General features: G+C 59.1%; 11 protein-coding genes. 6 read left to right on the top strand and 5 right to left on the bottom strand.

Annotation, left to right across the window (positions count from 1 at the left end):
- Both MR825_RS03220 and spoIIP read right to left on the bottom strand, forming a co-directional pair.
- A partial coding sequence (locus MR825_RS03220; RefSeq protein WP_287878824.1) for a RidA family protein occupies positions 1 to 256 on the bottom strand: 256 nt, incomplete at its 3' end.
- A 222-nt stretch (positions 257 to 478) separates the two neighbouring features.
- Entirely contained in the window at positions 479 to 1,672 is a 1,194-nt protein-coding gene (gene spoIIP, locus MR825_RS03225) for a stage II sporulation protein P (RefSeq protein WP_287878826.1), read from the bottom strand.
- 174 nt (positions 1,673 to 1,846) lie between these two features.
- Between spoIIP and MR825_RS03230 the strand changes: the two genes are divergently transcribed.
- A complete protein-coding gene (locus tag MR825_RS03230) occupies positions 1,847 to 2,716 on the top strand; it encodes a DegV family protein (protein ID WP_186907464.1) in 870 nt (289 codons plus the stop codon).
- Between the two features lie 163 nt (positions 2,717 to 2,879).
- Positions 2,880 to 4,199, top strand: a complete 1,320-nt coding sequence (locus tag MR825_RS03235) for a S1C family serine protease (RefSeq protein WP_186907463.1) — start codon at positions 2,880 to 2,882, stop codon at positions 4,197 to 4,199.
- A gap of 368 nt (positions 4,200 to 4,567) precedes the next feature.
- On the opposite strand, the gene pta is transcribed toward MR825_RS03235, so the two are convergent.
- On the bottom strand, positions 4,568 to 5,551 hold the full coding sequence (pta, locus tag MR825_RS03240) for a phosphate acetyltransferase (RefSeq protein WP_352408858.1): 984 nt from the start codon (positions 5,549 to 5,551) through the stop codon (positions 4,568 to 4,570).
- A 184-nt stretch (positions 5,552 to 5,735) separates the two neighbouring features.
- On the opposite strand from pta, the gene MR825_RS03245 reads away from it, so the two are divergent.
- Positions 5,736 to 6,437: a helix-turn-helix domain-containing protein gene (locus MR825_RS03245; RefSeq protein ID WP_186907462.1), complete on the top strand. Its 702-nt coding sequence runs from the start codon at positions 5,736 to 5,738 to the stop codon at positions 6,435 to 6,437.
- A gap of 250 nt (positions 6,438 to 6,687) precedes the next feature.
- On the top strand, positions 6,688 to 8,496 hold the full coding sequence (lepA, locus tag MR825_RS03250; RefSeq protein WP_186907461.1) for a translation elongation factor 4: 1,809 nt from the start codon (positions 6,688 to 6,690) through the stop codon (positions 8,494 to 8,496).
- A gap of 583 nt (positions 8,497 to 9,079) precedes the next feature.
- Here lepA and MR825_RS03260 read toward each other — a convergent pair.
- Positions 9,080 to 10,117, bottom strand: a complete 1,038-nt coding sequence (locus MR825_RS03260; protein WP_287878831.1) for an IS6 family transposase — start codon at positions 10,115 to 10,117, stop codon at positions 9,080 to 9,082.
- A gap of 221 nt (positions 10,118 to 10,338) precedes the next feature.
- A complete protein-coding gene (gltX, locus tag MR825_RS03265) occupies positions 10,339 to 11,832 on the bottom strand; it encodes a glutamate--tRNA ligase (RefSeq protein ID WP_186906814.1) in 1,494 nt (497 codons plus the stop codon).
- Between the two features lie 359 nt (positions 11,833 to 12,191).
- On the opposite strand from gltX, the gene MR825_RS03270 reads away from it, so the two are divergent.
- Positions 12,192 to 13,106, top strand: coding sequence for a glycyl-radical enzyme activating protein (locus MR825_RS03270; protein WP_287878839.1), 915 nt, complete (start codon positions 12,192 to 12,194; stop codon positions 13,104 to 13,106).
- A gap of 117 nt (positions 13,107 to 13,223) precedes the next feature.
- The coding region (locus MR825_RS03275; RefSeq protein ID WP_287878836.1) for a pyruvate formate lyase family protein at positions 13,224 to 15,221 on the top strand (1,998 nt) is incomplete at its 3' end.

The following is a 15,221-nucleotide window of genomic DNA, read 5'->3' on the forward strand; positions in this document are numbered from 1 at the left end:
TGAACACGTTCTCCAGGCAGCTGCCCGCCTCCTCCAAGACCTGCTTCATCTTGCTCAGGGCCACCCACATCTGATCCTGCATGGTGTTGGTGGTACAGCTGCCGTCCTCAAACTTCTGGGCGGTCATCCCCGACACATACACGATGTTGTCCACCACCACGGCGTTGGCGTAGATGGGGGTGCCGGGTGCAACGTTGGGATACTTCTGCTCCACGCCCTTGACAAAACAACCGTATTTCTTGATCTCGCTTTCCATGATTTGTTTCCGTCCTCTCTTGCCTTCCGGCTTTGTTGTTCCGTATGGATCGATTTTGTACAAACAGCAGTGATCTGCCGGTGTGCTCACTGGTGATGCAAGGCAGCATAGTCTCTGCCACAATACCCTCTATGCCCGCATCCGCAGGCTTGGAATCCAGGTCAAAAAGCATCTGCGCTGAACGGCGCCCGCCCGGAAGCAGAGCTTCCGGGCGGGCGCCGTTTACTTTTTTAGTCCCAAAAGCACCTGTCCCGCGGCCCGGGCAAAGAGCCGGGCTCCGGAAAGGGCCTCCTGGAGGGTATTGCCGTGACAGCCCACTTCCACCAGCAGGGACCCTGTGGAGAGCTGCTGGTTATAGCGGGCGGCCCGCAGGGCCATCGGCCGGGCCAGGGTGGGATAGAGGTTGTTCATGCTCTGCTGGACCTTGGCGGCCAGTGCCAGGTTGGCCGTCCAGTCCGGGTGCTCGCCCCCCTCGCTGGACCCCAGCACCAGCATGACCTGCGCGGATTTTACCCCGTCGATCTCGGTGAGGGCCTTATACACCGTGCCGTCTTCCCCCACCAGGGCGTCCCGGTGCACGTCCAGCACGATCTGAATGGAGGGATATTGCTCCAAGTAGGCGCTGACGCCCTGCGCAGAACGGTCGTATGCGCCGTTGTACTGCGGGTAGTCGTACAGGGTGCGGTCGTGGACCACGCTCAGGCCCATTTCCGTGAACACCCGCTCGATCTCATCCCCGACCCGCACCACGTTATACGCCTCGTCCAGCGTGCGGGTATTGTTGTCCGAGGGCTGATAGAGATCGGTCCCGTCCTGCGTGTAGGCCTCCGTGCCATGGGTATGTACGATGAGGATCTGGGGTCCCTCTCCCGTCAGGGCGATCTCCACCGGCTCCGCCACCGCCGCCGCCAGGTCCACCGTCAGCTTGGTGCGGTTATAGAGGTAGACCCCATCGGCAAATTCATAGCCCTGGGTGCTGGTGGGCACCAGGGTGCGGGCCACGATGTCCTCCGGCGCAGCCACGGCCTCGGGCTGCTCGGCAATGTCGTCGTGGTCCCGGGCGGGCTGTCCGGCGGGAAGCTCCTCCACCGGCGTGGCGGAATTTCCCGGCGCTTCCGCGCCCAGATACCGCTCTACCGCGCCCTCCGCGCCCCGCAGCAGCGGGGACTGGTCCACCACCAGCCGCCCCCAGCCGTCCAGCGCGCCCCGGGGGCTGTCCGCCCGGGCCACCTCCCCCAGTTCGGCCGCCAGGGCGGCCGAGACAAAGGCGGAACTCTCCCCCAAGCTCTTGAAGGCATTTGCGGCCGCCCCCGCCCCGGCGCACACCAGCAGCAGCCAGGCCGCCAGGGTGGCCAGGAAAAGCGCCAGCGCCCGGCGCAGAAGACGGCTCCAGTGAATGTTCTGCTTGTGCTTCATGTTTCATCATCCTTATCGGTCGTGATACTCCAGAGTATGCATGGGAGGAAACAGATATGAGCCTGTCCCTTCCACCGGCGCCCGTTCCGGCCAAGGCGCCCTCCTTGACTTTTTCCGACAATCCGATATAATGCTTGTATGCTGTGAGAACGCATTTTGTGAGAGAGGTTTACTATGGGAAACATTGCGATCGTGACCGACAGCAACAGCGGCATCACCCAGGCCCAAAGCAGGGAGCTTGGGGTCTTCGTACTGCCCATGCCCTTTTATATCAACGACGAGCTGTTTTTAGAGGATATCACCCTGAGCCAGGAGCAGTTCTACCGGCATCTGGCCGCGGACGCCGACGTAAAGACCACCCAGCCCGCCCCGGGGGATGTGACCGAGCTGTGGGACAGGCTCCTGCAGGACCACGAGGCCGTGGTGCATATTCCCATGTCCAGCGGTCTGAGCAGCTCCTGCGAGACTGCCATCATGCTGGCCCAGGATTACGACGGGCGGGTAGAGGTGGTCAACAACCAGCGCATCTCCGTCACCCTGCGCCAGTCTGTGCTGGACGCCAAGGCCCTGGCCGCGGCGGGCCGGAGCGCGGAGGAAATCCGGACGCTTCTGGAGCAGACCCGGTTCGATTCCGATATCTATATCACGGTGGATACCCTGAAGTACCTGAAGAAGGGCGGCCGCCTCACCCCCGCCGCCGCCGCCGTCGGCACGGTGCTCAACCTCAAGCCGGTGCTGCGCATCAAGGGGGAAAAGCTGGACGCCTTTTCCAAGACCCGCGGCTGGAAGGCCGCCAAAAAGGCCATGATCGACGCGATCCTTCAGACCATCGCCCGGGATTTCCCGGACTGCCGGGGTCCCGAAGACCTGCACCTCGCCGCGGCCTTCACCGGCGAGGCGGAGAGCGCCCAGGAGTGGCTGTCCGAACTGGAGGAGGCCTTTCCCGGCTATCCCATCCACATGGACCCGCTTTCCCTCAGCGTAGCCTGCCACATCGGCCCCGGTGCCCGGGCCGTCACCGTCACCAGGGCGCTGCGGATCTGATCCCTTCAAAAATACGCCCCGGAGGAGCTTGTGCTCCTCCGGGGCGTATGGCGTATTTTGAATTTAAAAAACGTGCAAAAAATCTTCATGTTTTATACACATTTTCCGTTTATCCTAGGACTTGTTCCAAAGAAAACCGAACCCGTCAAAGGAGAGACCAGTTATGTATTACAGCGATTATAACAGACCCCCTGAGGAGCGGGAGCCCATAGAGACCATCCACTATCAGGTCAGCGATCCCGAGCCGCCCAAGAAAAAGAAGGGCTTTGCCGCCAAATTTGTGGCCGTGGGTCTTGTGTGCGCCATCGCGGGCGGTCTGGCCGGCGGCGCGGGCGCGATGGCTTTGAAGAGTTCCGGCTTCTTCGGCTCCTCCACCACCGTCTACGAAGGCAGCCGTCCTACGGCCGCCGTCTCCCTGGCAAACGTGGACGGCAAGACCGTCCTCACCGCCGAGCAGATCTACGCGGCCAATCTGGACTGCGTGGTAGGCGTCAACGGCGACGTGACCACCAACGTCTGGGGCCAGACGGTACGCAACGCCGTATCCGGTTCCGGGTTCGTCATCAGCTCCGACGGCTACATCCTGACCAATTACCACGTCATCGACGGTGTCAGCGACATCAAGGTCACCTTCGCCGACGGCTCCAGCTACGACGCCGTAGTGGTGGGCGGCGAGGAAGAAAATGATATCGCGGTGCTGAAGATCGAGGCCGCCGGCCTGCACGCCGTGACGTTGGGCGACTCCGACGCCCTGGCCGTGGGCGAGAGCGTCTATGCCATCGGCAATCCTCTGGGGGAGTTGACCTTTACCCTCACCGGGGGGCTGGTCTCCGCCAAGGACCGCACCATCACCATGAGCGACGGCACCATTATGAATATGCTCCAGACGGACACCGCCATCAACTCCGGCAACTCCGGCGGCCCTTTGTTTGATCGGTACGGCCAGGCGGTGGGCATCGTATCCGCCAAGTATTCCAGCAGCGCCTCCTCCTCCGAGGCCTCCATCGAGGGCATTGGCTTTGCCATCCCCATTAACGATGTGAAGGACATGGTCACCAGCATCATTGAGAACGGCTATGTCACCGGCAAGCCCAATGTGGGCATCCTCATGAACGACGTGGATTCCTCCGCCCAGCGCTATGGTATTCCCGCCGGCGCGGAGATTACCGCCATCCTGGACGGTTCCTGCGCCCAGAAGGCCGGTCTCCAGGTGGGGGACATCATCACTGCCGTGGACGACTCCGCCGTGAGCGGAACCACGCAGCTCAAGTCCGCGGTGAAGAACTATAAGGCCGGGGATACCGTCACCTTCACCGTATATCGGGACGGCGCTTCCCAGACCGTCCAGGTCACACTGGATGAGGACAATCAAGCCCGCTCGGACGCCATGGATGAGCTCTACCAGCAGTACAGCCAGTCCATCCAGTCTCAGCAGCAGGGCAACGGCTATTACAACTGGCCCTTCGGCGGATTTAATTATTAACAGTTCCATCAAACGGCGCGCCGCCGGGCCGTGCCCGGCGGCGCGAGACACACGAAAAAGTGGCAAAGCCACTTTTTCGAGAAGGAATACACGAAATTTTCACCTCGATTTCTCACGAAATTGTTGGCAAAAATTTCGTGAGAAGTGGCCGTTCCAAGGCACATGTCCTTGGAACGGCCTGGACTTCATTTTATTCCGCCGCCTGCGGGCGGCGGAACTCCCTGCGGGAGGGCTTGTTCGACACGCTGTGACGCCGCCGGGCCTTGTCCGGCGGCGTCTTTTACCTGCTTTTGCAGTTCCCGCAAAAATAAATCCAGGGTCCCGCGCGGCAGCTGCTGCGCGGGACCCTTTCCATTGAGACAAATCGCTTACTTCAAGGCCGCGGTGATGATGGCCATGGAGTAGACCTCCTGGGCGTTGCAGCCGCGGGAGAGGTCGTTGATGGGAGCGTTCAGGCCCAACAGGATGGGGCCGTAGGCGTCGAAGCCGCCCAGGCGCTGGGCGATCTTATAGCCGATGTTGCCGGCGTTGATGTTGGGGAAGACGAAGGTGTTGGCGTAGCCCGCCACGGGAGAGCCGGGGAACTTGAGCTGGCCCACGGTAGGAGAAACGGCGGCGTCAAACTGCATCTCGCCGTCAATGGCCAGATCGGGCGCGGCAGCCTTGGCCTTGGCGCAGGCATTGCGCATCTTGTCCACATCCTCGCCCTTGCCGGAGCCCTTGGTGGAATAGCTCAGGAAGGCCACCTTGGGGTCGATCCCGAAAATCTTGGCGCACTTGGCGGTCTCCAGGGCGATCTCCACCAGCTCATCCTCGCTGGGGTCGATGTTGATGGCGCAGTCGCCCATGGCCAGCACCTCGTTGTCGCCCACCCGCTCGCGGACCATGATGAAGCAGGAGGAAACGATCTTGTTTTCAGGCTTGGTCTTGATCAGCTGCAGCGCCGGGCGCACGGTATCGGCAGTGGAATAAGTAGCGCCGCCCAGCAGGCAGTCGGCCACGCCCATCTTTACCAGCATGGTGCCGAAGTAGTTGCCCTTCTTCAGGGCGGCGCGGCACTCGTCGGCGGTCATCTTGCCGCGGCGCAGCTCCACCATGGTCTGTACCATCTCGTCCATGCCCTCGTAGGTCTCAGGGTCAATGATCTGGGCGCCGCGGATGTTGAAGCCGGACTCCTCGGCGGCGGCGTGGACCTCCTGCTCGCTGCCCACCAGGATGGGGGTAAGGAAGTTGCCGGCCAGCAGGCGGGCACTGGCCTCCAGGATGCGGGGATCGGTACCCTCGGTAAAAACGATTTTCCTGGGGTCCTTCTTCAAGGTATCAATGAGCTGCTGGAACATATGCATGGACATGGGAATTACCTCCGTTTGAATTAAAATCGGTCAAATTGCCGGTCTTTCCGGCTTTCTTTTTATTATACACCCATTCTTCCGCCAAGCTCAATCCCAAAAGGGTACAAGATTGTGAAAAAATCCACTTTACTTTTGGTATTCCCGCTTTTATACTATACTCACTGTTTTTTGGTTGAGGTGTATTATGGCTTCTGATTTCTCCCGCTGCCTGTCCCTGCTGCGCCAGGAACGGGGCGTCTCCCAGCGTGCGGCCGCCAAGGACCTGGGGATCAGCCAGGCGCTGCTCTCCCATTATGAGAACGGCGTGCGTGAACCCGGTCTGGCTTTCGTGGTCAAGGCCTGCAATTACTATCATGTGTCGGCGGACTTTCTTCTGGGGCGTACCCTGTCCCGGGACGGCACCACCATCGTCTCCGCCGACGAGCTGTACGATTACTCCGCGGAAAAGGACAATGTGCTCCACGGCAGCATCATGGCTACGCTGAACAAAAAGCTGCTGGTCAACTCGGTGGGCGTGCTCTTCGACCTGCTGGGCAAAACCGGCAGCAAGCAGGCCATCTCCGCCGCCGCCGATTACCTGGGCACCGCCGTTTATACCATGTTCCGGCATCTGTTCCGGGCCAACGGCACGCAGAACGAGGACTTTTTCTCCGTCCCCGCCCGCCATTTCGTCGTGGGCGTGCCCCGGGCCGACATGATCTGTGCCGAGGCCGATTATGTGGACGCTCTGGCCACCCACGCCAAAGAAAAGGGCACCTTCCCGCCCATGAACAACGATGCGCTTACCGAAAGCTACCCCGGCCTGTATCAATCCCTTCTGCAGATCATCCACACCACCGGCGCCCGCATCAACCGCCGGGTGGAAGCCCGCCGGAACGACCGCTGAGCCGCGCGGCCGCACGGCCGGCCGATGCCAACGGTTTTACTCCTGCCGGACCGCCCACACCGGCCGCGCCGGGGCCGGCCCTGTGTCCCCCGTCCCCGGCGGAAGCCGGGGGGCTGCCCGCTGCGCTGCCGCTCCCCGCGGCAAAGCCTCACGGCTTTGCTCAGATCCCGTTTCTGATTTTGATTCCGGCGCTGTGCGCCGCCCCGCTGTGCGGGGCCCCAGCGCGGACCTTCCTACGGAGGTGTTTTGATTGACCGACCAATCCAAAATCCGCAACTTTTCCATTATCGCGCATATTGACCACGGAAAGTCCACGCTTTCCGACCGGCTGATCGAAAAATGCAACGCGGTGGAAGCCCGCGAGATGGCCAGCCAGCTGCTGGACAACATGGACCTGGAGCGGGAGCGCGGCATCACCATCAAGGCCCGGGCCGTGCGTCTGAACTATAAGGCGGAGGACGGCCAGACCTATGAGCTCAACCTGATCGATACCCCGGGCCACGTGGACTTCAACTATGAGGTCAGCCGCAGCCTGGCCGCCTGCGAGGGCGCAGTGCTGATCGTGGACGCCGCCCAGGGCATCGAAGCCCAGACTCTGGCCAACACCTTTCTGGCCCTGGAGCACGATCTGGAGATCCTGCCGGTGCTCAACAAGATCGACCTGCCCGCCGCCGACCCCAAGCGGGTGAAGGACGAGATCGAGAATATCATCGGCATTCCGGCTCAGGACGCGCCCGAGATCTCCGCCAAGGTAGGCATCAATATCGATGCGGTGCTGGAGGATATCGTCAAAAACGTCCCGCCCCCCAAGGGGGACGTGAACGCGCCCCTGCAGGCGCTGATCTTCGACAGTCAATACGACGCCTACCGGGGCGTGATCGTGTACTTCCGGGTCATGGAGGGCGCTATCCGGACGGGTATGAAGGTGCGGATGATGGCTTCGGGCGCCACCTACGAGGTGCTGGAGTGCGGCCATCTGCTCCCTCTGGGCATGGAGCGCTGCGACGAGCTCATCGCGGGCGAGGTGGGCTATTTCACGGCCTCGATCAAAAATGTGAAGGATACCCAGGTGGGCGACACCGTCACCGGTGCGGAGCGCCCGGCCGCCGGGGCGCTGCCCGGGTACCGCCCCGCCCGGGCCATGGTGTACTGCGGCATCTATACCGAGGACGGGAGCAAGTATCCCGACCTGCGGGACGCGCTGGAGAAGCTCCAGCTCAACGACGCTTCCCTGTCCTTTGAACCGGAGTCCTCCGCCGCCCTGGGCTTCGGCTTCCGCTGCGGTTTTCTGGGCATGCTCCACATGGAGATCATTCAGGAGCGCCTGGAGCGGGAATTCGACCTGGACCTCATCACCACCCTGCCTTCGGTCATCTACCGCATCACCAAGACCGACGGCTCGGTGGTCATGGTGGACAATCCCCACAACTATCCCGACCCGGCGGTCATCGAGCTGGCCGAGGAGCCCTACGCCAAGGTGTCCATCGTCACCCCGCCGGACTACGTGGGCAACATCATGCCCATGTGCCAGGAGCGGCGGGGCGAATATAAGGATATGCAGTATTTGGACACCAACCTGGTAGAGCTGCATTACTCCATGCCCCTAGGCGAGATCATCTACGATTTCTTCGACACCCTCAAGGCCCGCACCAAGGGCTACGCCTCCCTGGACTATGAACTGGACCGGTACCAGGCCTCCGAGCTGGTGAAGGTGGACCTGCTCCTCAACGGCGACCAGGTGGACGCGCTTTCCTTCATCGCGCACAGGGACAAGGCCTACCCCCGGGCGAGAAGGCTGTGCGAAAAGCTCCGGGAGAACATTCCCCGCCAGCTCTTCGAGGTGCCGGTGCAGGCCGCCATCGGCGGCAAGGTCATCGCCCGGGAAACCGTCAAGGCCATGCGCAAGGACGTGCTGGCCAAGTGCTACGGCGGCGACATCACCCGCAAGAAAAAGCTGCTGGAAAAGCAAAAAGAGGGCAAAAAAAAGATGCGCTCTCTTGGGACCGTACAGATCCCGACTGAGGCGTTCATGGCCGTGCTCAAGCTGGACGAGGAATAGAGGCAGCCCCATCTTCCTCCCGCCTCCGCAGAGCAGGGCCCCGCCGCACGCTGCACAAGCATTTTGGACTCTGCCCCAAAACCTCGGTACAAAGGCATTTTATTTGCCCCGCGCACGTAACATCACTTCCAGGTCCCCACAAGCAGCCGCGCCGCTTGTGGGCTACAAAAAAGAGACCTGTTGACAAGACCCCGAACCGAGCTGAATGTGAGAATTTCAGTCTGGTTCCGGGTCTTGCCAACAGGTCTTTTATCACACAGTCCAAATCTGCAGAACCATCGATAAAGCTAAATTCAGCCGTACTTCTTCCAGCAGGGGGCGTTCTGATCTTACTCCATACAGATGGCCAACCAGCAAGTATTTGAAACATACGGACTGTATCCACCGATGGTCAGCTATTCAGGGAATAGTAGGGCGTCAAAATATCATGGAGAAGGTCGAACAAAATCAGTTCTTCCAGAGCTAAGGCCATCCTCCCCATCTGTCCATTTTGTTGTCCCATCATGCGCAATTCCTCCTTTGTGCCTATTAGGCACTGTAAAGTAAACATGAAAAGTTAGGACCCAAAAATCAGCCAATATCTCTACGCAACGAGCAAAAGCTCCCGTTTGCGCTTTTTGGACAGTTTAAGACCGGCACACTGAGCCGGAGTAAGGCCGTTCAAGGCGGAATGGGGACGGACAAAGTTGTAGAAGAAGATGAACATGGAAATGAGGTTGTTGGCGGAAGCAAACGAAGAAAAGCCTTGCTTGGTTTTGTACCATGCCTTGAACTGCTTGTTGAAGCACTCTATGAGGTTATTGGTAATGTCATCGTGGAAGCTCTCCACGCGGATATGCTGGATCCCATACAGCGTCTTAACTGGCATTTGGTAGGCAAAGTAGCGGTCGCTCACAATGGACTGCGGAGTCCCCATGGTCTTCACGGCTTCCAGTATGGTAAAAGCCTGCGGACTGTCCCTGTGGCGGTCCAGATGGAAGCCGAGGACAAAGCGTGTCTCGCTGTCCAGAATGAGCCAGAGGTAGTATTTCTCGCCCTGTATCTTCACAACAGTTTCATCGGCGTGCCACTCGTCAGAGTTGAAATTCAACGCCGGAATGAGCTGTATCGCAATGTTTTGGAACATTGGGGCGAAGCGGGTACACCAGTTGCTGATAGTCGTGTGAGATACCCGGACATCCATTACGGTACGCAAAATCAGAGCGATATTGCGGAATGAGTTCTTGCCCAGGTAGAACATGGTCAAGGCCATAAGAATCACATGAACCGGATAACGCATCCGCTTGAAATCCGTCTTTCCAAAGAGTTTGGACATAGACGGAGCCGAGATCGCTGTAGGCTTTGGCACAAAAACCGAGTGGCGGCATTTCTTGCCTGTGCAGGAGTAGTGGATGTAGTGCTCTCTATCGTGATGCACATACATTGCTTTCCCGCAAACAGGGCACTGAGGGTGTTCCTTTGTCCGAGGGCGGCCCATTTGCCCCTTTGGGGCATCCGGCGCCCATTGATGCCAGCACTTCCTGCATTGATACTTTTGATGACCATGTTTGTCTTTTCCGTAGCGACGAAAGTTCGTTTTGTTGTTGCACTTTGGACAGCATAGTTGGTATAATCTTGCCACGAAGACTCGTCTCCTTTCGAGAGTACATGTGTTTTGTGGTGAAACCATTGTACCAGAAGGGCTGACGGGTCTTCAACTTTCATTTAACTTTACAGTCCGGCCTATTATACCATAACAGCACCGCGGCATAGGGACTTTGTCAGCGGATCCAACTGAAGCTAATCAGGGGAGCTTTTTATGACCTGAAGGACTCCGTACATATGGGACGGGGGTGGGATGGCTCAGTCAGCTGCCGGCGGGAGCTGCGCAATTCCCTGACAGATACGGCGCAGCGATTCGGCGCGCCCCAAGACACAACACAGTTCCACCGCTCCGCCGGGCGTAACTGCCCTGCCGGACAGGGCAATGCGCAGCGGCCACAGGATGGTCCCGAGCTTGACTCCCTGCCGCACAGCCAAGCTGGAGAGAGCGGCGTGCAGGGCGTCGTCGGTCCAAACGGGCAAAGCCTCTAGCTCCGAGCGGATCTGGATCAGCAGTTCGGCGGAATTCTTCTCGTTGACGCGCCACCTTTCGCTGCGGTAGAGCTCGTTGGGGTATGGCGGGAGCGCGCCGAGAAAGTCTATCTGCGGCGCGATATCCATCCAGGTGGTACAACGGGGCTGAAGTAGTCGTGCCGCCAGCCTTAAATCGACCTGGGAGTCCTGCACCGTCTCTTTGAGATAGGGCTCTGCGCCGACGTAAAAGTCCTCGGGGGAGAGCGCTCGCAGATAGCAGGCGTTGAAGTAGTTCAGCTTGTTAAGGTCGAAAATGGCAGGGGACTTGGAGAGACCAGCGATATCAAAGTATTCAGCGAGTTCTTCCAGCAGGAAGAACTCGCGTTCTTTCTGCTCTCCTGTGGGGGCCCACCCCAGAAGAGCTACATAGTTGACGATGGCATCAGACAGATACCCCATGGCCAAGAGGTCCTCATAGGAGGGGTCGCCGTGGCGCTTGGACAGCTTATGTTTTTGATCCCGCATGACAGGAGCACAGTGGACGTAGTGGGGAATCTTCCAGCCAAAACTCTGATAGAGGAGGTCGTATTTGGGGGCAGAAGATAGGTATTCACTGCCCCGGACAACGTGAGTAATACCCATCAGATGGTCGTCGATCACGTTGGCAAAATTGTAAGTGGGCAGTCCGTCCCGCTTAATCAGAATCTGATCATCCAGGGTCCTATTATCCACGGTGATATCTCCAAAGACCAAATCATGAAACGTGGTTCTCCCCTGGCGGGGGATCCGCTGCCGGATAACGTAGGGCCTGCCGGCATGCAAGTTGGCCCGGACCTCCGCCGGACTCAGAGCACGGCAGGGGTCATCACCCCGGTCAAATACGCCGCATTCCTCCTCGGGTTCCATTTTTTCACAGAAGCAGCGGTAGGCGCAGCCTCGCTCCACCAGCAACTCCGCATAGGGGAGATACAGCTCCCGCCTGGCGGTCTGGACATAGGGCCCCACGGGCCCGCCCACATCCGGCCCTTCATCCCAGGACAGACCGCACTGGCGCAGGGTACGGCAGATGATCTCCACAGCGCCCTCCACCTGGCGCACCTGATCGGTATCTTCAATACGCAGCAGAAACTTTCCCCCGGCACGGCGGGCAATCAGCCAGGCATAGATCGCGGTACGTAGGTTGCCCACATGCATATAGCCGGTGGGAGACGGTCCGAAACGGGTACGCACTTCGCCGGTTGGAATGTGTCGCTCTATCGCTTCAAACCACTGTTCTTTCATATAATAAGGCCCCTTTCCCCCAAATTTGTCCCCAATTCTATTTTGTTTTCCGGGGGTTGTCAAGGGAACCTCCCCACCGCCGACGCCGCGGCGCGGCAGAGAGACGGTAGGCCGGTCCCGGTGGTCCCGGCCAGTGCGGGGGCAAATCCCGCTCAAATTCAGCAGACGGCACCGAAAGTCCGACAGCAGTGGGGCCAAGTTCGTGGATTAGTACCATAAATATTTTTAATGGTGTATTAGAAAGGTGCATTTTACAGGGCCAAGTCAGTCTGATATATATATTGCAGGCGCGGAACAGGGGCCATTGCGGCAGACTATTTACTGGAAAAGGATATGGAATTTTTAAGATGGAAAAGGGAATGGTATTCAATATACAGCGCTATTCGCTCCACGACGGAGCAGGGCTGCGCACCCTTGTATTTATGAAAGGGTGCCCCTTGCGGTGCCTGTGGTGCGCCAATCCGGAGGGGCAGCCGCCGCAAAAGACCCTCTTTTTTCAGGAGAAAAAGTGCTGCGGCTGCAGAAAGTGCGTGGAACGGTGCCCCACGGGGGCCTCTGCGGAGCGGAGCGGTTTGATTGTCTGGGACAAAACGCGCTGCACGGAGTGTATGGAGTGTGTCAAAGTCTGTCCGACCGGGGCGCGCAGCGTCTGCGGCAGAGAATATACAGTTGCAGAGTTAGCATCGGTGGTGGAACGCGACAGCATTTTTTACCGCGGCCACGGCGGCGTCACGGTGGGGGGAGGCGAGCCTCTGCTCCAGGCGGATTTCGTATCGCAGTTCCTAAAAGCCTGCAAAGAAGAGTACGCCATTAACACCGCCATTGAGACCTCCTCCTACGCAACCTGGGAAAAAGCCAGTTCTGTATTCGACTATGTGGACATCTTTCAGATGGATATCAAGCACATGGACAGCGCAGAACACATGCGGCTGACCGGCGTTCCCAATGCTCCCATTTTGGCCAACATTCAGCGCGTAGCACAGACCTATGATTTTTCCAAGCGCACCATGATCATCCGCGTCCCGGTGATTCCTGGTCTCAACTCCTCTGAGGAGAACATCGCCGCCACAGCGGAGTTTGTTAGGCGCCTGGAGGTGGTCAAGCGGGTGGAACTCCTGCCCTATCACAGTTACGGCGCGGCCAAGTATGAGCGGACCAAGTGGTCGGGCAGTTACCAGTTGAACGCGCTGGCGCCGACGGCCCCGGACGAGTTGATGGAGCGTCTGGCCGCGCTGGTAAGATCCTTTGGCCTTACCGTAAAGATCGGGGGCTGAGGAGAGGGGGAGCGGAGCAGTGCCGCTCTCCGTACGTATACGGAACACTATCGGTACCGGGGCACGCCGCCCCAGACTAGAATGGTGGAAATATCAAGAAGGGAGATACTTAATGTCATGAAAAACAAAGCCATTCTTCATGCGACTGACGAGCAGAAATACTTTGGGCAGACCACGGTATGCGGCTGCACGGACCGGGTCAGAAAACTGATGGCCCAGATGCACGACGCGCCCTACGGCGTCTGTCTTCACCGCGCCCGCTGCTTTACGGAGGTCTATCAAGCCAACGAGGACGAACCGCCGGTTATGAAAAAGGCAATGGCCGTCGTAAAGACGCTGGATACCCTGCCGCTTCTCTACAACGAGGGTGAGCTGATTGTCGGACAGCGCTCCACAAAGCTGAAGTCGGTCCCGCTACACCCCGAGGTGGAGACCTGGTGGATCATGGAGGAGGGTGGCCTGAAGGGCCTGACCACCAGGAAGTTCAGTCCCTGTACCTCTACCCCCGAAGAGCAGCGGGAGTTTGAAGAGGAGATTGCGCCCTACTGGGAAAAGCGGACCCTGATGGCCAAATTCCGTAAGACCTGTCCTCAGGAGATCCAGGACAAGATCATCGGCACAAACTTCGGCGAGGTCTCCTTCGCGCTGGCGGTTTATGGAACCCACGTGCACCTGGACTGGCCGGAGATCATCGCCAAGGGGACCAACGCCTATAAGGCCTATGCCCAGAAAAAGCTGGATGAGCACAACTATTACGACCTGGAGGAGCGGGGAAAGGAGCTCTTCTACAAGGCCGCAATCTTGGTCCTGGAGGCCATGGAGCGCTTCTCGCACCGGTGGGCGGAGTTTATGCGGGAAAAGGCCGCTGTTGCTACCGACCCTACGCTTAAGAAGGAGTATGAGGAGATCGCAGCCATCTGCGATTATGTGCCGCATAATGCCCCACGTACCTTCCGGGAGGCCCTCCAGGCCATCTGGCTGGTGGTGTGCGCCTTCTATAACGACAGCACCGGTCCGCTGCTGGCCTACGGCAGAATGGATCAGTACCTGTGGCCGTTGTATGAGAAGGATATCCGGGAGGGAATCATGACCCGGGCAGAAGCTATGGAGCTGCTCCAGCTGTTCTACATCAAGACCAACAACATCTTCCTGTTCGCGGACAGCGACACGGCGCAGCACTTGGCAGGCAACGCGACGTTCCAAAACGTTCTGGTGGGCGGCTGCGATCAGTTCGGCAATGATGCGACCAACGACCTGTCCTATCTCATCGTCGAAGCCCACATGGATGCTCATATCCTCCAGCCCTCGCTGTGCGTCCGCGTTAACAGGAAGAATCCAGATCAGTTTTTGCTGAAGACCCTGGACTGCGTTGCGGGCGGGACCGGTTTTCCCTCCTATTTCAATGACGATCCCTGTATCTCGGTCATGACGCGCTACGGCAACGACCTGAAGGCAGCCTATAACTACAGCTGTACCGGCTGTGAGGATATCGGCCGGCCCGGCGGCTTCAACTGGGGCCCCGGCCAGTGGGTCAACTTTGCCGCGGCGGCGGAGCTCGCTTTGAACAACGGGATCCGCCACGCGGGTCTGCCCGGCCGCAAAGGCGGTGAGCGCATCAGCGTGGAGACAGGCGATCCCCGGCAGTTCAAGACCTTTGAGGACTATATGAACGCCGTCAAGGCCCACGTGGCGGCCCAAATCGACATGGTCTATATCGCGTCGCAGTATATTGTCGCCACCTATCAAGACTACCCGCTCATGGTGCAGTCCATCTTTATGAACAACTGTCTGCAGCGGGGCCTGCCCTACCACAGCGGCGGCGCTCGGGGCAGTAACACGCCCGGGTACTCCGCAGTGGGGATGGCCGACGTGGCCGACGCCTGTGCTGCGGTGAAAAAGCTGGTCTTTGACGACAAGGTCCTGACCATGGACCAGCTTTGTACTGCAATCGACGCCAACTTTGAAGGTTATGAGGACATCCGCCAAATGTGTCTGGCCTGTCCCAAGTGGGGCAACGACGATGACTATGTGGACGCCCTGGAGCAGGAGGTCATCGACTACTTTACCACCTATATCTTGCAGAAGCCCGGGGTGTTCTGCAAGTATGACCCGGAG

The organism is Lawsonibacter sp., from assembly GCF_022777125.1.
Classification (GTDB): Bacteria; Bacillota; Clostridia; order Oscillospirales; family Oscillospiraceae; genus Lawsonibacter_A; species Lawsonibacter_A hominis.